General features: G+C 31.6%; 18 protein-coding genes and 1 tRNA gene. 11 read left to right on the top strand and 8 right to left on the bottom strand.

Features of this window, described 5'->3' with window-relative positions; translation table 11 throughout:
- Positions 1-33 precede the first annotated feature (33 nt).
- Genes ABD766_RS12685 through ABD766_RS12675 form a run of 3 tightly spaced genes read right to left on the bottom strand, consistent with a single transcriptional unit; the run spans position 34 to position 3,157 of the window.
- A complete protein-coding gene (locus tag ABD766_RS12685) occupies positions 34-1,179 on the bottom strand; it encodes an efflux RND transporter periplasmic adaptor subunit (protein WP_344817026.1) in 1,146 nt (381 codons plus the stop codon).
- 51 nt (positions 1,180-1,230) lie between these two features.
- A complete protein-coding gene (locus ABD766_RS12680; RefSeq protein ID WP_344817025.1) occupies positions 1,231-2,553 on the bottom strand; it encodes a TolC family protein in 1,323 nt (440 codons plus the stop codon).
- A gap of 10 nt (positions 2,554-2,563) precedes the next feature.
- Positions 2,564-3,157, bottom strand: coding sequence for a TetR/AcrR family transcriptional regulator (locus ABD766_RS12675; protein WP_298305012.1), 594 nt, complete (start codon positions 3,155-3,157; stop codon positions 2,564-2,566).
- Positions 3,158-3,326: 169 nt separating this feature from the next.
- Between ABD766_RS12675 and ABD766_RS12670 the strand changes: the two genes are divergently transcribed.
- Positions 3,327-4,301: a polyprenyl synthetase family protein gene (locus tag ABD766_RS12670; RefSeq protein ID WP_344817024.1), complete on the top strand. Its 975-nt coding sequence runs from the start codon at positions 3,327-3,329 to the stop codon at positions 4,299-4,301.
- Between the two features lie 86 nt (positions 4,302-4,387).
- Positions 4,388-4,738 (top strand): hypothetical protein, encoded by a 351-nt coding sequence (locus tag ABD766_RS12665; RefSeq protein WP_344817023.1) that lies wholly within the window; start codon positions 4,388-4,390, stop codon positions 4,736-4,738.
- On the opposite strand, the gene ABD766_RS12660 is transcribed toward ABD766_RS12665, so the two are convergent.
- Together ABD766_RS12660 and ABD766_RS12655 are read right to left on the bottom strand one after the other, a co-directional pair.
- On the bottom strand, positions 4,739-5,101 hold the full coding sequence (locus ABD766_RS12660) for a hypothetical protein (RefSeq protein WP_344817022.1): 363 nt from the start codon (positions 5,099-5,101) through the stop codon (positions 4,739-4,741).
- A 50-nt stretch (positions 5,102-5,151) separates the two neighbouring features.
- Positions 5,152-5,694, bottom strand: coding sequence for a hypothetical protein (locus ABD766_RS12655; RefSeq protein WP_298305003.1), 543 nt, complete (start codon positions 5,692-5,694; stop codon positions 5,152-5,154).
- A 115-nt stretch (positions 5,695-5,809) separates the two neighbouring features.
- Here ABD766_RS12655 and ABD766_RS12650 point away from each other — a divergent pair, with 115 nt between their 5' ends.
- From ABD766_RS12650 to ABD766_RS12635, 4 genes are all read left to right on the top strand, one after another.
- A complete protein-coding gene (locus ABD766_RS12650; RefSeq protein ID WP_344817021.1) occupies positions 5,810-8,581 on the top strand; it encodes a 2-oxoglutarate dehydrogenase E1 component in 2,772 nt (923 codons plus the stop codon).
- A gap of 3 nt (positions 8,582-8,584) precedes the next feature.
- Positions 8,585-9,175 carry a hypothetical protein gene (locus tag ABD766_RS12645; protein WP_298304998.1) on the top strand — a complete coding sequence of 197 codons (591 nt, stop codon included), beginning with the start codon at positions 8,585-8,587 and terminating at the stop codon, positions 9,173-9,175.
- Between the two features lie 71 nt (positions 9,176-9,246).
- Positions 9,247-10,467: a 2-oxoglutarate dehydrogenase complex dihydrolipoyllysine-residue succinyltransferase gene (gene odhB / locus ABD766_RS12640; protein WP_344817020.1), complete on the top strand. Its 1,221-nt coding sequence runs from the start codon at positions 9,247-9,249 to the stop codon at positions 10,465-10,467.
- Positions 10,468-10,554: 87 nt separating this feature from the next.
- Positions 10,555-11,772, top strand: a complete 1,218-nt coding sequence (locus ABD766_RS12635) for a TCR/Tet family MFS transporter (protein ID WP_344817019.1) — start codon at positions 10,555-10,557, stop codon at positions 11,770-11,772.
- Positions 11,773-11,847: 75 nt separating this feature from the next.
- On the opposite strand, the gene ABD766_RS12630 is transcribed toward ABD766_RS12635, so the two are convergent.
- On the bottom strand, positions 11,848-14,484 hold the full coding sequence (locus ABD766_RS12630) for a T9SS type A sorting domain-containing protein (RefSeq protein WP_344817018.1): 2,637 nt from the start codon (positions 14,482-14,484) through the stop codon (positions 11,848-11,850).
- Between the two features lie 69 nt (positions 14,485-14,553).
- The gene (locus ABD766_RS12625; RefSeq protein ID WP_344817017.1) at positions 14,554-14,991 is read right to left on the bottom strand and encodes a retropepsin-like aspartic protease; all 438 of its coding nucleotides are present in this window, start codon (positions 14,989-14,991) and stop codon (positions 14,554-14,556) included.
- Between the two features lie 160 nt (positions 14,992-15,151).
- On the opposite strand from ABD766_RS12625, the gene ABD766_RS12620 reads away from it, so the two are divergent.
- The 5 genes from ABD766_RS12620 to ABD766_RS12600 all read left to right on the top strand — a co-directional run bounded on the left by ABD766_RS12620 (position 15,152) and on the right by ABD766_RS12600 (position 19,488).
- Entirely contained in the window at positions 15,152-15,919 is a 768-nt protein-coding gene (locus ABD766_RS12620; RefSeq protein ID WP_344817016.1) for a TatD family hydrolase, read from the top strand.
- Between the two features lie 197 nt (positions 15,920-16,116).
- Positions 16,117-17,253: a 1-acyl-sn-glycerol-3-phosphate acyltransferase gene (locus tag ABD766_RS12615; RefSeq protein ID WP_344817052.1), complete on the top strand. Its 1,137-nt coding sequence runs from the start codon at positions 16,117-16,119 to the stop codon at positions 17,251-17,253.
- Positions 17,243-18,268 (top strand): asparaginase, encoded by a 1,026-nt coding sequence (locus ABD766_RS12610; protein WP_344817015.1) that lies wholly within the window; start codon positions 17,243-17,245, stop codon positions 18,266-18,268. The genes ABD766_RS12615 and ABD766_RS12610 overlap by 11 nt, the downstream gene beginning before the upstream one ends.
- Positions 18,269-18,317: 49 nt before the next feature.
- Positions 18,318-18,404: transfer RNA gene (locus ABD766_RS12605), tRNA-Ser, on the top strand.
- A gap of 385 nt (positions 18,405-18,789) precedes the next feature.
- Positions 18,790-19,488: a porin family protein gene (locus ABD766_RS12600; protein WP_344817014.1), complete on the top strand. Its 699-nt coding sequence runs from the start codon at positions 18,790-18,792 to the stop codon at positions 19,486-19,488.
- Here ABD766_RS12600 and ABD766_RS12595 read toward each other — a convergent pair.
- A complete protein-coding gene (locus ABD766_RS12595; RefSeq protein ID WP_344817013.1) occupies positions 19,483-20,088 on the bottom strand; it encodes a hypothetical protein in 606 nt (201 codons plus the stop codon). The two genes, ABD766_RS12600 and ABD766_RS12595, sit on opposite strands and share 6 nt — an antisense overlap.
- Positions 20,089-20,091: the final 3 nt, after the last annotated feature.

Below are 20,091 nucleotides of genomic sequence, written 5' to 3'. Positions count from 1 at the left end.
ACTGACAACAGAAAACTGACAATAATTTTAAATTTAGAAATTCAATTTCATTCCGTCTGCAATACTATTTACACCTTCAGTTACGATGATGTCATTTGCTGATAAACCGCTTAAAATTTCGGTTACATTATCTGATGATTTTCCAATTTTCACAAGTACTTTTTTAGCAGTACCTGTTTTACCATTTGAATTAGTTACCGTGAAAACAAATTTGTTTCCAGTTCCGTCTTCTTGTACCACATTTGTTGGAACTACAATTGCATTTTTACTTGTGTAATCAATGATTTTAAGTTTTGCAACTTGGTTTGGACGCAATAAATTTTCAGGATTTGGCACACTTACTTCAATTCCGAAACTTCTGTTGTTTGGGTTGATGAAATTTCCAACTTGTCTCACTTTTCCTTTGTAAGTTTTTCCTAGAGAAGTTAAGAAAACATCAACTACAGTTCCTACTTTTAATTTACCAATATAAGTTTCTGGAACAGAAGTAGAAACATACATATTTGATAAGTTTACAATTCTCATAAGACCTTGTGGACTTGGCGCTACAATTTGTCCTTTTTCTACAAAAACTTCGTCTATTGTTCCTGAAAACGGAGCACGAATTAATGTTTTAGATACTTGAGCTCTCATTTGTGCAACGGCTTTTTGAGCAGAAATCATTTGAGTTTGAGCTTGAAGGAATTGAATTTCAGAGCCAATTTTTTTATCCCAAAGATTTTTTTGTCTTTCAAATGATGTTTTTGCCAATGCGTATTGGTTTTCCAAACTTGCTAATTGTTGACTCATACCAGCATCATCAACTCTACCAAGGATTTGTCCTTTAGAAACTCTTTGTCCTGCTTTTACAGTTAAAGAAGTAAGATTTCCACTGAATTCTGGTTGAACAAGGATGTTTTCTTTTGTATTTACGCTTCCTTGAATTTCTAAATAGTGACTAAAAGTAGTGTCTTTTACTGATAACACAGAAACCAAGGCTTCTTGATTTTTAACTTCTACTAATTTTGAAAGAGCTTCATCAATTTTAGCTAAATCAGCTTGAATAAGACCTTTTTTAGTTTGAAGATCTTTTACATTACCAGCTTTAATTAATTCATCAACAGTTGTAGCATTTTCTTTTTTGGAGCAAGACAATATCGATAAAGATATTATAGTGATTAAAAGTATTTTTTTACTCATGACTTTTATGTTTTGGAATTCGTGAATCGTCGATTTCATATTATTTTGGGATTAGTTTTTGTTTATTAATTTTTCTAAAGTTGCTTTTTTATTGATTACATCAAGCATTGCTTGAAGATAATTTTGTTGAGCAGAGTATAATTGTTCTTGAGCTTTTGTCAAATCGAAACTACTAGCTAAACCTTCTGTAAATTTGATTTGGTTTTTATTTTCAATTCGTTCTGCCAAATTCAAATTGTTTTTAGAAGTTGTCAATTGTTCTAAACTAAATTCGTAATCGCTTCTAGCTTTTTCAAATTGTAATTTCAATTTTTGCTCTGTTTCTGTTAATTGTGTTTTAGATTGTTCTAAAGCAATTTTTGCTTGTTGTGTTCTAGAACTTCTTCCGAAACTACTAAAAATAGGAACGTTTAAATTAATACCAAGGTTAGAATAATTAAACCATTTTTGATCTTGATTTAAAAAATTGAATTCGTTTGCAAACGAGTTGTAACCAAAATTTACTGCAGCTCCTAGAGAAGGTAATGCTTTACTTTTTTCTAATTTTAAAAGTAACTCTTTACTAGTTTGAAGATTTTGACCAATTTGATAATCAATGTTATTTGTAACATTAAATTCTTCTTTTAAAATAGCTAAGTCAACATTCGATTGTGTTAGGTTGTCTAACTTATCTGTAAGTTTTAACTCTTTATCTAAGTTTATTCCTAACAACAATTTCATCATATCATTTGCAATTGTTTTTTGACGCTTTACATTTTCAAGCGAACTATTTATTGATGACAATGTGATTTGTAGTTGTTCCACATTTTCTTCTTCAATCAGTCCGTTTTTGTAGATTTCTTTAGTGTCGGAAAGTGTTTTTTCTAAAATACCTTTGTTTTTTTGAAGAATCAAAATACTTTCATCTGCCAACAGAACATTTCCATAGGAGTTGATTACTATTTCTTTTATTTCTTGTGCAGTTTTTACTTTTGCGTTTTCAGATATTTTCAAATAGGTTTTTGCTGATTGCAATCCTACCAAATAAGAGCCATCAAAAATTAATTGACTCAATGTGGCAGAAGCATTCATATTGTGCTTTGTTCCAAAAGTTAATGCTGTTGGAACACCACCAAAATCAATAATATTGGTTTGTAATTTAAAATTATTTTGATAGCCAACAGCTCCATTAATTTGAGGTAAACCTATTGTAGTAGTTTCCCATTTTTTTTGTTTTGCGGCTTCAATGTCTCTATTAGCATTTAAAACAGAATAATTGTTTTGAATGGCATGTTCAATTGCTTGTTTCAAAGAGAATGAGTAACTCTCTTTTTGTTCTTGTGCTTGCAAAATTGAAGCAAAGAAAAGTAAGGTTAGAATGATTTTGTTTTTCATGGATTGATGATTATATGTAGTTTATTAATTGTTTTTCTAATTCTATTATTCCTTTTGGTGTTGCGATGGCTCTTGTGTGATATTCTAATGCTTTTCCTTCTAGTTTGTAGGCATCACTTTCTAATTGTGTGTTTTCGTTTATAGAAAAAATAAGCGTGTAATAGAACTTAGTAGCCGATTCAACATCTGTTTCTTGCCTGTAAAGTCCTTGTTGAATTCCTTTTACAATATTTTGAGAAAACATTTTATTGCAATCTTCAATTTCATTAGCCATCATTTTTTCGTAAATTTCAGGATAATGTTTTTTCAATTGATACGCTGGTGAATGATCAAAAGATTGAAACATTTCTTTAAACATTTTTCGCATTTCAAAATTTTCTTCTATTGCATTAAAATTTTTACTAACAACTTCGTCCATTAACGAATGAATTTTTTGATGAATAACTTCAGTTCCTTCTTCAATTAATTTCTCTTTGTTGCTAAAATATTTGTAAATTGTTTTTTTAGAAATGCACATTTCACAAGCAATATCATCCATAGTAACACTCTTGAAACCAAGTTTCAGGAACATGTCTGTTGCTTTTTTGATGATTTTTTCTTTCATTTTTCTTCTAAATTTCGATTGCAAATGTACGTTGGAAACTTTGAATACAAAAATAGTTTCCATAGTATTTACATAAATTTAACATTTGATAAAGAGTAGGTTTTACTCATTAAAGTTTTTTTGACTTACTTTTGTAATCCTGAAACATTAAAAATTAAACTCAGAATTAATGCACGCACTTTCTTACTATCAAGAACTTATTTCAGTTTATTTCACAGAATTGCATTTAAATAAAGAACCTAAAAATCTTTATGAACCAATCGAATACATTCTTCATTTAGGTGGAAAAAGAATGCGACCAATTTTAACATTAATGGCGACAGAGGTTTTTGATGTTGATTGTAAAAAAGCATTGGCAGCAGCAACAGCAATTGAGGTTTTTCACAATTTCTCGTTGGTTCATGATGATATTATGGATGATGCGCCATTGAGAAGAGGAAATGAAACAGTTCACGAAAAATGGGACGTTAATACCGGAATTCTTTCAGGTGATGCAATGTTGATTTTGGCTTACCAACATTTTGAAGAATACGAACCAAAAATTTTCAGAGAATTAGCAAAATTGTTTAGCAAAACTGCTCTTGAAGTTTGCGAAGGACAACAATATGATGTCGATTTTGAAACAAGAGAAGATGTTACCATTCCAGAATATCTAAAAATGATTGAATATAAAACGGCTGTTTTGGTTGGAGCCGCTATGAAAATGGGTGCAATTGTTGCAGAAACATCTGAAGAAAACGCCAATTTGATTTATGATTTTGGTTTGAATTTAGGAATAGCTTTTCAATTACAAGATGATTATTTAGATGCTTTTGGAAATCCAGAAACCTTTGGAAAACAAGTTGGTGGTGATATTATTGAAAACAAAAAAACCTATTTGTATTTGAAAGCAATGGAGTTTTCCAATGCTGATGAAAAAGAGCAATTGACACATTTATTTTCGATTCAACCAAGTGATAATTCGGATAAAATTGAATCTGTAAAATCAATTTTTAATCAAACTAAAGCCTCAGAAGCTACTCAAAAAGCTATTCAAGAATATACATTTAAAGCATTTGAAACCTTAGAAAAAATGAACATTTCTAGTGATAAAAAACAAATGTTAAAAGCATTTGGTGAAAATTTAATGAATAGAAATGTTTAATAGAAATTCCAATTTTATAAATCCCAAATTCCAATGGGAGCTCTTATTTATGTTTGGAATTTAGAATTTTAATATTGGAATTTAATATGTATGTAGCACCAATATCAACAGACCACTTACTTTCTGAAGCAGAGAAGGAAAATTTATATCAAAAACTTATTGAGCAATTAAATAAGGATTTCAATTTTGCAAATGAACCTGTAGATTTTCATTCAAGCACTAAACCTGATGAACTTAAAATTCAACTTCACGAAAAAATTTACCGTTTAATTCAATATAAGTTCGCCGAATACTTAAGTTTACTTTATATAGTTGATGTTCCAGAAGATCAAGTAAAAAAATTAGATGGTTCCGATATTATGGAGCTTTCCGAACAAGTCTCGTTTTTAATTTTAAAACGCGAATGGATGAAGGTGTGGTTTAGAAACCGATATTAATTAAAGTTTTTTGATAATCGAATTTATTGCTCCAGTTATAAGAGCACTTTTAAAATCATTTGTTCCACTAGGATTAAATGAATCTATCCTTTGTCCATCTGGCCCAAAAAAAGAAAAAGATTTAGTGTTACTCATATAATACTTTCCACCTACTAAATAGTAATTATCATTCAAATTGGTTGTAGGATTGTAAATTGAAAGTCGATACAAACTGCTTGGTTTTTTGTAGGTAAAATTTAGTGAGTAAGTGTTGTTAGAAAAATTCACAAAGGTTGAAGGTAACTTTGGCAAACTTTTAAATTGATTCTGACATAATACCGAAGAAGACGTTAATATAAATATAAAAATGAAAATGTTTTTCATAACGTTAATTGTTTAAATTATTTAAAAATAAATTTTAAAAATTGTTGCTTTTAAAAAAACACTCTCACAAAAGGCATAAATGCATCACCGTAAACCCCATTATCAGTCTTGAAAAATAAATTATAACGCGCTCCAATAGTTACATTTTCCATTCGATAACCAGCTCCTACAAAAAGTCCTGTATTCCAAAAATTTTCACTACCAGATGCAACTCCTTCAAACGTTCTATTTACTCGTAATTGTTCTAATTCTGTAGATAATTGGATTTCTTCAATAGGATTAAAAAGTGCAATAAAACTTGCGCCATAGATATTTGAAGAGTAAAACCCTTTTTGCTTTAAGAAACTATACTGCAATCCGGTTCCTAAAGCTACATAAGAATTGATATTGTAAATAGCTGTTGGTGAAACAGCAATATTAGTAAAGCCTGAACCAAATCCAAGTCCTAATCCACCACCAAACTGCACTTTTTTCCAAAACTCACTTTTTGGTTTTGTTTCTTGGGTTTCTTGTGCAGAAACAGATAAACTGACAGCAATAAAAAATAGAAATGTTAATCTTTTTGTTAAATTGTGTAAGGCATTCTTTTTCATACGTATATATATAGTTAATTAGCGACATAAAAGTAGTAAAAACATTGAAAGATTGTTATAAATATTTTACTTTTGCATAAATTTTTTTAACACAACGATTATTTTATCTTAAATCATGGATAGATTTTCCTTCTTAAACGCAGCTCACACCGAATTTTTCGCACAATTATACGACCAATATCTGGTAAATCCTGATAGTGTTGAACCAAGTTGGCGTGCCTTTTTTCAAGGTTTCGACTTTGGAATGGCAACTTTCAATGAAGAAAACGCAGGAGAATATGTAGCCAATTATGCTGCAACTTCTATAGATAACGGACAAGCTTCTGAAAAACTTCAAAAAGAATTTAATGTTCTTAAGTTAATTGATGGTTACAGAACACGTGGTCACCTTTTTACTGAAACAAATCCTGTTAGAGAAAGAAGAATTTACGAACCAAATTTAGATTTGATAAATTTTGGACTTTCCGATGCAGATTTGAATACTGTTTTTGATGCTGCAAAAGTACTTGGTCATCAGCCAAAAACTTTAAAAGAAATAATCGCTCATCTTAAAAATGTATATTGCCAACATATTGGTATTGAGTACATGTACATGAGAAAACCAGAGGTTATTCAATGGATTCAAAACAGAATCAACATTAACGATAACTTACCAAATTTTGATGGCGAACAAAAGAAACACATTTTAGGAAAACTAAACGAAGCGGTTTCTTTTGAAAACTTTCTTCATACAAAATATGTAGGTCAAAAACGTTTTTCACTTGAAGGTGGAGAAAGTATTATTCCTGCACTTGATGCTTTAATTGAATCTGCAGCAGAAAAAGGTGTAGAACATTTCGTAATGGGAATGGCGCACAGAGGAAGATTAAATATTTTAGCCAATATCTTCGGAAAAGCAACTCAAGATATTTTCTCAGAATTTGATGGAAAAGACTACGATAAAGAATACTTTGATGGTGACGTAAAATATCACTTAGGTTTAACTTCTGAAAGAAAAACCAAATCAGGTAAAAAAATCAACATCAATTTAGCTCCAAATCCTTCGCACCTTGAAACTGTTGGTGCAGTTATTGAAGGAATAGCTCGTGCTAAACAAGATAAATATACACCAGACGATTTCTCTAAAGTTTTACCAATTGCCGTTCACGGTGATGCTGCTGTTGCTGGACAAGGAATTGTATACGAAATTGTTCAAATGGCGCAACTTGATGGTTACAAAACAGGAGGAACAATTCACATTGTAATCAACAACCAAGTTGGATTTACTACTAATTACCAAGACGCACGTTCATCTACTTATTGTACAGACGTTGCAAAAGTGACACTTTCTCCGGTACTTCATGTTAATTCTGATGATACTGAAGCAGTTGTTCACGCTATGTTATTTGCTTTAGATTTCCGTATGCAGTTTGGTCGTGATGTATTTATCGACTTGTTAGGATATAGAAAGTATGGACATAACGAAGGTGATGAGCCACGTTTCACACAACCAGTTTTATATAAAATCATTGCTAAACATAGAAATCCAAGAGATATTTATGCAGAGAAATTGATTACTGCAGGTATCGTTGATGCAGCTTATATCACAAAAATCGAAAACGAATACAAAGATAAATTAGATGAGAATCTTCAAGCGTCTCGTAAAAAAGATTTGACGATTATCAAACCTTTCTTGCAAGACGAATGGAAAGGATTCGAACAAGTTTCTGATGATGTTATGTTGCAAAAATTTGATACTAAATTTGATAAAAAGAAATTAGATCAAATAGCCAATGAAATTTCAACTTTGCCATCAGATAAAAAGTTCATAAGCAAAATCACAAAAATTATCACCGATAGAAAAACAATGTATGATAACAATGTTATCGATTGGGGAACAGCTGAATCACTTGCTTATGGTTCATTGTTAACAGAAGGTTATGATGTTAGAATTTCAGGACAAGATGTTGAAAGAGGAACGTTCTCTCATCGTCATGCTGTTGTAAAAGTAGAAGATAGTGAAGAAGAAGTAATTCTTTTAAATTCACTTAAAGATAAAAAAGGAAAGTTCAATGTGTTTAATTCCTTCCTTTCAGAATATGGTGTTTTAGGTTTTGATTATGGTTATGCTTTAGCAAATCCAAATGCGTTGACAATTTGGGAAGCACAATTTGGAGATTTTTCTAATGGTGCGCAAATCATGATTGACCAATACATTTCATGTGGTGAAGACAAATGGAACAACCAAAATGGTATCGTTCTTTTATTACCTCACGGTTATGAAGGTCAAGGTGCGGAACACTCTTCGGCTAGAATGGAACGTTATTTACAACTTTGTGCACGTCATAATATGTACGTTGCAGATTGTACAACGCCAGCCAATTTCTATCACTTGTTGAGAAGACAAATGAAAACGAAGTTCCGTAAACCATTAATCCATTTTTCACCAAAAAGTTTGTTGCGTCATCCATTGTGTGTTTCTACTCAAGAAGAATTGTACAACGGACAATTTCAAGAAACAATTGATGATATTTCAGTAGATAAGAAAAAAGTAAAAACAGTTGTTTTCGTTACTGGAAAATTCTACTATGATATTCTTGCCGAAAGAGAAAAATTAGAAAGAAATGATGTAGCTTTGGTTCGTATAGAGCAATTATTTCCATTACCAGTTGAACAATTAAAAGCAATTATTGCTAGTTATCCAAATGCTGATGATTATGTTTGGGCACAAGAAGAGCCTAAAAACATGGGAGCTTATAGCTATATGTTGATGAATTTCGATTTAGTGCCTTGGAGATTAGCTTCATTAAAAGCATACGCAGCACCAGCAGCAGGAAGTCACACAAGAGATAGACGTCGTCATGCAGATGCAATTAGAATGGTTTTTGATAAAAATTTATTTAGATAATTTATGAAAAATTTATTGGTTTTATTTTTATTCATTACGAATTTTGCTTTTGCTCAAGAATTAGACACGCCAAAAGAAGGAAAAGTTTTAGTGTACTTTACAAGATATGATGCGACAGGATTTTTAATTAATTTTAAATATTTTGATGGCGATAAGTATTTAGGAAAGTTTAATCATGGTAAATACATGGTTTATGAATGTGAACCAGGAAAGCACATTTTTTGGTCAAAAGCTGAAAATTTTGATTTTGTTGAAGCCGAATTAGAAGCTGGAAGAGTTTATATTATTGATTCAAGACCTCAAGTGGGCGCTATAAAAGCCGGAGTAAATCTTGTGATTTTTAATAAAGAATTGTCTAATTACGACCGATATAAAAAAAGAATTTTTAAATCATTAGAAAATGGGACTCGTTATTTACCTTCAGAAGATGATATAAATAAGGAAGCCGAAGAAATTAAAGATCTTACAGCTAAAGGAATGGAAAAATTCAAAAAACTCAAAAGCGAAGGGTCAGATAGAATCGGGATTTTAACCGACGGAATGTTTTTTGACAAAGACTATTTTGTTGACAAAGATTTTACCAAAAAAGAATAAAACTTTAAAAAGAAGTCAAATTTTTTGACTTAAGATAATTGATAATAACACACATATAAAATTATAAAAGGATGATTTTAGAAATGAAAGTGCCTTCTCCAGGCGAGTCTATAAAAGAAGTTGAAATTGCTACTTGGTTAGTAAAAGATGGCGATTACGTAGAAAAAGACCAAGCAATTGCTGAAGTAGATTCAGACAAAGCAACTCTTGAATTACCTGCTGAAGCAAGCGGAATTATTACCCTAAAAGCAGAAGAAGGTGATGCGGTTGCTGTTGGTGCGGTTGTTTGTTTGATTGATACAAGTGCAGCTAAACCATCAGGTGATGCACTAGCACCAGCAAAAGAAGAAGCGAAACCAGTTGTAGAAGCTCCAAAAGCTGAGGTAAAAGCAGCTCCAGTTGCTGAAAAAACATATGCTACCCAAGCTCCATCTCCAGCTGCGAGAAAAATATTAGACGAGAAAAACATCCAACCAACTGAAATCGTTGGAACAGGAAAAGGTGGAAGAATCACTAAAGATGATGCTGTAAATGCAGTGCCATCTATGGGAACTCCAACTACCGGAAATCGTGGTTCTGAGAGAACAAAATTATCAATGTTACGTCGTAAAGTAGCTGAAAGATTAGTTTCTGCTAAAAATGAAACAGCAATGTTAACTACATTCAATGAAGTTGACATGACGGCTATCTATGCTTTAAGAGCTGAATATAAAGATGCATTTAAAGAGAAACACGGATTAGGTTTAGGTTTCATGTCTTTCTTTACTAAAGCGGTTACAAGAGCTTTACAATTATTCCCAGATGTGAACTCAATGATTGATGGTCAAGAGAAAATTTCTTATGATTTCTGTGATATATCAGTAGCAGTTTCTGGTCCAAAAGGATTAATGGTTCCTGTAATGAGAAATGCTGAAACATTATCTTTCCGTGGTGTTGAAGCTGAAATCAAAAGATTAGCAATTCGTGCTCGTGACGGACAAATTACTGTTGATGAAATGACAGGTGGAACATTTACTATTTCTAATGGTGGTGTTTTCGGAAGTATGTTGTCAACACCAATCATCAATCCTCCGCAATCAGGAATTTTAGGAATGCACAATGTGGTTGATAGAGCTATCGTGAAAAACGGACAAATAGTTATCGCTCCAGTAATGTATGTTGCTTTATCTTATGATCACAGAATCATTGACGGACGTGAGTCAGTTGGTTTCTTGGTTGCTGTAAAAGAAGCATTAGAAAATCCAGTAGAACATTTAATGGGCGGAAATGCTAAAAAAGCATTAGAATTGTAAAAAATTAAAATTTCAAAATACAAATCCCAAATTCCAAAAGAGTTTGGGATTTTTTCGTTTATTTGTGTTCACTAACCAATACTTTTTATGGCATCAAACAAAAAATCGGCAGCAATAGGTTTTATTTTTATAACCATGCTTATCGACATTACTGGTTGGGGAATTATTATTCCGGTGATTCCGAAGTTAATTAAGGAGTTAATTCATGGCGATGTTAGTGAAGCCGCAAAAATTGGTGGTTGGTTAACTTTTGCTTATGCCATAACACAATTTGTTTTTGCACCATTTATTGGTAATTTAAGTGATAAATTTGGTAGAAGACCTATAATATTATTGTCGCTTTTTGCTTTTTCAATGGATTATTTACTGTTAGCATTTGCGCCAACTATCACCTGGCTGTTTATTGGAAGAATAATCGCAGGAATTTCAGGTGCAAGTATCACAACAGCTTCTGCCTATATTGCTGATGTCAGCACACCAGAAAATAGAGCCAAAAACTTCGGAATGATTGGTGCAGCTTTTGGATTAGGATTCATCATCGGACCAGTAATCGGTGGACTTTTAGGACAATATGGTTCGAGAGTTCCGTTTTACGCAGCAGCAGTTTTATGTTTGTTGAATTTCCTTTACGGTTATTTTATTTTACCTGAATCTTTATCAAAAGACAACCGAAGAGCATTTAGTTTGAAAAGAGCTAACCCAATTGGTGCTTTTATGAATTTGAGAAAATATCCAAAATTAATTGGGCTTGTAGTTTCTATTTTCTTGCTTTATACGGCTTCACATGCTGTTCACAGTAATTGGAGTTATTTTACGATGTACAAATTCAATTGGGATGAAAAAATGGTAGGAATTTCACTTGGAGCTATCGGACTTTTGGTCGGAATTGTACAAGGCGGATTAATACGAGTTATAAATCCAAAATTAGGAAACGAAAAAAGTATTTATGTAGGAATGGCACTTTATACTGTTGGGATGTTTCTTTTTGCAACAGCAACCGAAAGTTGGATGATGTTTGCCTTTCTAATTCCTTATTGTCTTGGAGGAATTGCTGGACCTGCAATGCAAGCTGTTATTTCAAGTCAAGTACCAGCTAATGAGCAAGGAGAAATTCAAGGAACATTGTCAAGTTTGATGAGTGCTTCGGCTATTGTTGGACCACCAATGATGAGTACCGTTTTTTATTATTTTACTCATAAAGAAGCTCCATTTCAGTTTGCTGGTGCGCCATTTGTATTAGGTGGAATTTTGATGTTTTTAAGCACCATTATTGCTTACTTTTCTTTTAAAAAGAATAATAAATAATTATCAATTACCATTAAAAAATTCCAAATCCCATTGTAAACTTTGGAATTTAAAACTTTGGAATTTATTATTATTTTATTCCTTAATTATTTTGATTGTTTTTTCATGACCTTCACTACTCACTTTTACAAAGTAAACTCCATTTGAAAGTTCACTCAAATTAAGTTCTGTTTGTAATTCATTAATTTTTTTCGTTAGAATTCTTTGTCCAAGTAGTGAAGTAATTTCGATTTCTTCTATTAATGAAGCGTTAGCAATTGATAAACTATTTTTCACTGGATTTGGATAATAATTTAGTTCATTAAATGCAAAAGTATTATTGCCTAAAGTCGTTACAAACTCGGTTAAATTAGTGTTGGTGATAATGGGTGGATTAAAATCGAAATAAATACTAGCAAAATTTGGAATGATGTCACCAATAGCATAACCAGCAGTAGGTTTTATTTGAAACGTAATATAACCATGTCCAATCTGCGTATTTGGAACTGATGGCGGTAAATTTATGCCGTCAAATTTCCAGTTTAATTCTGTTCCAGTACGCTGCAAAACATACGGATGCGATGCAGCAATCATCTTAATAGTGTTTGGATTTAGTTTACTATCTAAAACATCGTTTACTCTAACATTTATTGCCTCAGCAGTTCCAGTATTTTCAAATCGAATAGTGTAAGTTAAATAATCATTTGATGTAAATGTACTATGTACAATTCTTCCACCATGAGTTTCTTGCTTATCGTTTGGATCATAAGAACCTACAATAGTTTGTGTAATACTTGTAGTGTTATTTGAAGGCGCGATGTCATTAGTAGGAATTGTCACACTTGCAGTATTAGTTAATTGTTGTCCCAAAGCAACTGTAGGAATTGTAGGAACTTGCATGGTTACTAAATAAGAACGTATTTCGTTTGGTAATAAATTGCTGTAATTTAAAGTAAAACCATTAGGATTTGCAATTGAACCAGCAGGAATGGAAACAATACTCACCACATTGTTTTTAGTAAACGTTAATGTGCCTGAAGTTATGGTTTGAGTTCCATTATTTCTTATATAGATTAAATTATTATAAGTAAAACCTGGCCTTGGAGGTGCAGAGTTTGAGTAAAGATTAACAGCTACATCAGTATAAGGAACCATAGTAACAGGAAAATTATAAGTGGTTATTCCAGAACCATTCGGTACAGTTATATTGGTATAGGTAGTTGTACAGACATATCCAGCATGAGGAGTTGTATAGCTTAAATTATAGCTAGTAGTTGGATTACTTTCATACAAATAATTTATTCCTGTACTTGAATATAAATTGGTTGTTGCGCCACCATTTATTGAATAATTGAAGTTTCCTCCAGAAAAGAAATTTTCGGAAGCATCTTTTATTCCGTTAGAATTACTGTCAATAAATGCTTGAAGTTTTATACCATTAGATTGACTCAAAGGTGTATTGATTCCGTCTAAACAATTTTGTTCTCCTGAACCTGCACAAATACAAATGGCTCCAAATACATTTCCTGCATTTATTTCTGCTTGAGTAATGACATGAACACCAGTGAAAAAAGTACTATTGGAAGCTCCTGCATTTAAGCTTGCAAGCGTTCCGCCAACTACAGTCATCGAATATTGACAAGCAGTTAGATTAGTCATTGTGGTAGTACCGTTATTTGTTAGTGTGATTTGATAGTTAATTACATCACCAACATTTACAAATCCGTCATTATTAAAATCATTATAAGTGCCTACCATATCTATATTTAGCTGATTTGTAATAATAATAGTCGCCACAGCAGTATCACAATTTGTTGGATTTATAACTTGACAAATTTGATAAACTACAGGATAGGTTCCACTTGGTAAATTTGGACTAACACTTATGGTTCCATCAGGATTAAATATCAATCCAGCAGGAACACTTATAGCAGTTGCAAAAACAGTATTTGGAGTGGTTGGTATACCAGGAGGAGGAATAAGTATTACTGGTACTCCATCAATTGTGTCATTGTTTAAAACACTTGGAGTAATTCCACCTAAAGAATTAAAAACAAGAGTATCATCGACTGCGGTGATTATGGATGTTGGGCCTGCAACAATAACAGTGACTGTTGCAAGATCACAGTTTGCTGGTATTGCTCCTACTTCACATAATTGATAAGTAACAGTATAAGTGCCTGAAGGTGTATTTGGTACTAATGTTAAAACTCCATTTACATCAATACTTAATGGTCCTGTTGTAATCGGTGTTACATCTGTCAATGATGAAATTACCGCAACACCATTAAATGTATCATTATTAGTTACATTACCAATTATTGTAGTTGTAGCATTAGAAACCTGATATACATCATCATTCGCCTCAATTGGATTAAAAACTACAACTGCAGCAGTAGCTGTATCACAATTCGCTGGATTAGTTCCTACTTCACATAATACGTAAGTAATAGTGTAAGTACCTGATGTTGTATTTGGCGCTAATGTTAAAGTGCCTTCTGAATCAATACTCAATGGTCCTGTAGTAATCGGTGTTACATTTGTATTGACTAGCGTTACAAGAACTCCATTTAATGTGTCATTTGCAGTAACGTTACCAACTGTTGTTGCAATTGTTGTACTTGGTGTTTGAATTGGAAAGGAGATGTCATCAACAGCATTAATTTGCCCAAAAGAACTTAAAGACAATGTCAATAGAAAAAATAAAAGTATTGAAGTGTAAAATTTTCTCATAATCAAATAATTAAGTATCAAATGTATTAAAAAATATGTAAGAATTGTTCTTCTAAATGATATTTAGAATTACTTCAAATACAAACAATGATTGTAGTAATCTATAATAGCTTTTCCTTGTAATAAAATATCGGCGCCAATAATTCCATGAACAGGTTTGGCTTTGTATTGTTGCAACGCTTCATTTACATGCGATAAATCGAAAATCACCAAATGAAAATCAGTTTCTTTCCATCTGCCAAGTTGTAAGGTGTTGTTTTTTGCAACTTGTGTAAACATTCCAGTGGCACCAGCTCCAGCAGCTCTAGTTTTAGATTTTTTTGCTATTAGTTGAAATAATTCAACACTCTCAAATCCAACACAACTATTACTTGCACCAGTATCTAGAATAAAGTTTCCTTTTACGCCGTTAATACTTGCCTTTATCAGTAAATGCTGTGTTTTAGAAACTTTGAAAGCAATTTTTTTGTATTTTGCTTTTTTAAGTACATCTTGAAAGTCTTTCATGTATTCATAGTTAACATTCAAACAAAAATAGTCAAACAAAACAATTGCCCTAATTTTAATTGTAAAATCTACAGTATTTTTTCACATTTTCTTTCCTTACTTTTGCAACTCGAAACTTTTACACTAAGCGAGTCGAAGTGTTCAACTTACAATACAAAAAATGATTTTTACCGATACACACACGCATTTATATTCTTCCCAATTTCAAGACGATAGAGTAGAAACTATTCAAAGAGCTATTGATGCAGGTGTTTCTCGATTTTTTATTCCGTCGATTGATTCAACTTATACTCAGAAAATGTATGATTTGGAAGCCTTATTTCCTGAGAATATTTTCCTGATGATGGGATTACATCCTTGTTATGTGAAAGAAAATTATCTTGAAGAATTGGCTCATGTGGAAGCAGAATTTGCCAAAAGAAAATTCTATGCCGTTGGTGAAATAGGGGTTGATTTATTTTGGGATAAAACTTTTTTGAAAGAACAACAATTTGCTTTTCAACAGCAAATTCAATTGGCAAAGAAGCAAGGTTTAGCAATAAATATTCATTGTCGAGATGCTTTTGATGAAACTTTTGAAGTTCTTGAAGGTGAAAAAAGCAATGATTTGTTCGGAATTTTTCATTGTTTTACTGGCGATTTTACACAAGCTGAACGTGCTATTTCTTTAGGATTAAAACTCGGAATTGGTGGCGTTGCAACTTTCAAAAACGGAAAGATTGATCAGTTCTTGAAAGATATCGATTTAAAACATATTGTTCTCGAAACCGACTCGCCTTATCTGGCTCCAAATCCACATCGTGGCAAACGAAATGAAAGCAGTTATACCGTTTTGGTAGCTCAAAAATTGGCTGAAATTTATAATCTTCCCATTGAAGAGATTGCTCGAATTACTACAGAAAATTCCAAGGATATTTTTGGGATTTAATTTTTTTCACACTAATTTAAAAATTTCCCCTAAGGTAGAACTAATTATTATGCTTTCTAAATTCGTGTAATTTTATTTGAATTTTAAATTTGTGATAATTCGTGAAATTCGTGTCAACTTTAATCCATTTAACCATTATATAATCAAAAAGTCATAAATTTTTTGTTATTTTGTTTTTCTTAAAAATGAAATTTAAAATGCAAAAATTTGACGCCATTCGTCCGTTTTATGAAACCGAGGTTAATGATGCTATAAAAGCCTCGTTAAATCATCCGATGATGAAAGCGATAATGAATTTTACATTTCCTGATGTCGATGATGAGGTATGGAAAGAGCAACTGAAACGCACTCATTCTATTAGAGATTTTCAATGCAATTTTATCTATCAAGCGATTCAAAAAGTATTACAAAAATCATCGGAAGGATTATCTACTTCTGGATTTGAAAAATTAGAAAAAAACACTTCTTATATGTTTATTTCTAATCATCGTGATATTATTTTAGACACTTCTTTGTTAAATGTTTGTTTGTTTGATCATGGATTAGTGATGACGGCTTCTGCTATTGGTGATAATCTTGTGAAAAGAGATTTCATGAATACTTTGGCAAAATTAAATCGTAATTTTTTGGTTCAAAGAGGTTTGTCTCCAAGAGAATTGTTGCAAAGTTCTAAGTTAATGTCAGAATATATTGGTCATTTGCTTTTAAGAGAAAACCGTTCCGTTTGGATAGCACAACGCGAAGGAAGAACTAAAGATGGAAATGACGCCACACATTCAGGAGTTTTAAAAATGCTCGGAATGGGTTCTGATGGTGCCAATTTAATGGATTATTTTAAGAAATTAAAAATTGTACCGGTTTCAATATCATATGAATATGATCCAACGGATGCCTTGAAAATGCCTCAACTTATGGCAGAAGCTAACGATGAGGTTTATGTAAAAGATAAAAATGAAGATTTCGTAAATTTATTAAGCGGAATTATTGGTCAGAAAAAGCGAATTCACATTCACGTTGGAGATGTTTTGGATACTGAATTGGATTTGATTTCGGCTGAAAATGATAATGCAAACAAACAAATTCAGGCATTGGTGCAAGTTATTGATGATTCAATTTTGCAATCTTATAAATTGTGGCCAACTAATTATATCGCCTACGATTTATTGAATAAAACCAATAAATATTCAGACAAATATACGGAAGACGAAAAATCATTATTTGAGCGAAGATTGGAAATGAAGATTGATGTAACTAATGATTTTATGGTAGAAAGTTTTTTGAATATGTATGCCAATCCTGTTGTGAATAAATCCAAATACGAGAATGCAATCTAAACCAAAAATATTTCTGATTTATACCGGTGGAACTATTGGTATGATGAAAGACTTTGAAACAGGTGCTTTAAAAGCATTTGATTTTAATCAATTGTTGGATAAAATTCCAGAATTGAAACAATTAGATTGTCAAATTGAAACTTTTTCGTTTGAAAAACCTATAGATTCTTCGAATATGAATCCTGAAAAATGGGTTCAAATTGCTTCAGTTATCGAAGACAATTACGCTCAATTTGATGGTTTTGTAGTGTTACATGGTTCCGATACGATGTCTTATTCTGCTTCTGCATTGAGTTTTATGCTTGAAAATGTTTCTAAACCTATTGTTTTTACAGGTTCACAATTGCCAATAGGAGATTTAAGAACGGATGCCAAAGAAAATTTAATCACTGCAATTCAAATTGCATCACTACAACAAAAAGGAAAACCGGTCGTTCAAGAAGTATGTTTGTATTTTGAGTACAAATTATATCGCGGTAACCGAACGACTAAAATAAATGCAGAACATTTTAACGCGTTTACTTCTCCGAATTATCCTGCTTTGGCAGAATCAGGAGTTCATTTGAATGTAAATAATGCTTCTTTATTACCAAAAAACACCAAAAAACTTCTCGTTCACAAAGAATTAGATGATAATGTTGTAGTTGTAAAAATGTTTCCTGGCATAAGTGAATCGGTGTTTTCTGCTATTGTTTCAATTCCAAATTTGAAAGGAATTATTTTGGAAACCTATGGTTCTGGAAATGCTCCTACGGAAGAATGGTTTATTCAAATTTTGAAAAAAGCCATCAAAAATGGTTTGTATATCATCAATGTAACCCAATGTTCAGGAGGAAGTGTAAGCATGGGACAATATGAAACAAGCACACAATTAAAAAAAATCGGATTAATTTCTGGAAAAGATATTACAACGGAAGCAGCAATTACAAAACTAATGTATTTGTTAGGTCAAAAAGTAGCTTCAAATGTTTTTAAAACCATTTTTGAAACGTCATTACGCGGTGAAATGGATTAACCTTTCGCTTTGATTATTGCTAATTTTTATTGTTCTTTGCATAACAATTAGAGAGGTGTCCGAGTGGTTGAAGGAGCAAGCCTGGAAAGTTTGTATATGGGTAACTGTATCGTGGGTTCGAATCCCATCCTCTCTGCTAAGAAGTTTTTAAATTTTTAGAAAAAATTAATTAAAGAAGAGTTCGAATTCCATTTTAGTTGCTAAGATGTTTTTTTAAATTTTTAGAAAAAATTAATTAAAACAGGAGTTCGAATCCCATTTTGTTGCTAAGATGTTTTTAAATTTTTAGAAAAAATTAATTAAAACAGGAGTTCGAATCCCATTTTGTTGCTAAGATGTTTTTAAATTTTTAGAAAAAATTAATTAAAGCAGGAGTTCGAATCCCATTTTAGTTGCTAAGATGTTTTTAAATTTTTAGAAAAAATTAATTAAAGCAGGAGTTCGAATCCCATTTTAGTTGCTAAAAATTAATTAAAAGAAGTTTTCAAATTCTATATCCTAATCAAAATAATTCTCAGTTTATGCGATTTTATTTTTCCATAATAACTTTAATTTTCTTTTTTAGTGCTTTTGCGCAAGAAGAAGTTGTGGAAAAAAAGGTGTTAGATTCTTTATACAGAGAAGATCAATTTTATTTGAATTTCACTTACAATAATTTGAATAATTTAAAAGGAATTAATCAAAATAAATTTTCTTCAGGTTTTTGTCTTGGTTTTTTGAGAGACATGCCAATTAATAAAAACAGAACTATTGCAATCGCAGCTGGATTGGGTTATTCTTTAAATATTTATAACGATAATTTATATCAAAATAGATTAGAAGTTACTGGTAAAACTGAAAACACTTATGAAATATTGTCGGCTGATATTTATTATGACAAGAATAAAACTTCTCTACATTATTTAGATTTGCCAATTGAATTTAGATGGCGTTCTTCAACTCCAGATTCTCATAGATTTTGGAGAATTTATACTGGTTTCAAATTGAGTTATTTAATTGGTGATAGATATAAATTTGTGAATGATGTTCAAACAAAAGTTTACAAGTCTAATACTGATTTGAATAAATTCCAATATGGATGTTATATGGCAGCTGGTTGGAATACTTGGAATTTTTATGCTTATTACGGATTAAGTCCTATATATAAATCGGCAAAAATTAATGGAGAAGATATAAAAATGACCACTTTTAACCTTGGGTTACAATTTTATATTTTATAGCCATAGTATCCACAAAAGAACCTGCGGAAGCATTCCTGCTGCATATCCTATAATTAATTCTTCTATTGTATGAGCTTTCATTACTAATCTCGATGAAGCAACAATTCCTGTTATTAAAAACAATGATGCAATGGTATAAATGATGTTTAACTCATTATGCATGCTCAATCCAATTACAAAAAAACTAAGAGCACTCATTGCAATCATGTGAATACTTGCTTTGATTTTGACAAAAATTAATGCGAAGGCAATAAAGGTGCTACCAATTCCTCCAAGAAAGAAAAAATACAATTCAGGAAATCGTTCTATGGTAACACTTTTCTGAATTAAAACTGCAGTTAAAATCATTTGCATTAACAACGGAATTTTTCTTTGCGACAAGTCAGAGAGCATTATGGTGTCTACTTTTCCAAAAGTTCTAAGTAAATAAAAGAAAGACAGTGGAAGGAAAAATGTAATTATAATTACTTGAAGCATCAGCAAATAATATTGTTCTGTTATGTAATAATTACCTCCAAAAAGTATATAAAAAACCGTTCCCAATATCGGAATGAAAATAGGATGGAAGAGGTACGAAAAAAAAGGAAGTATTTTTTTCAAAAT

Source organism: Flavobacterium cheonanense, assembly GCF_039539185.1.
GTDB lineage: Bacteria > Bacteroidota > Bacteroidia > Flavobacteriales > Flavobacteriaceae > Flavobacterium > Flavobacterium cheonanense.
This window is presented reverse-complemented; position numbering and strand designations above follow the sequence as displayed.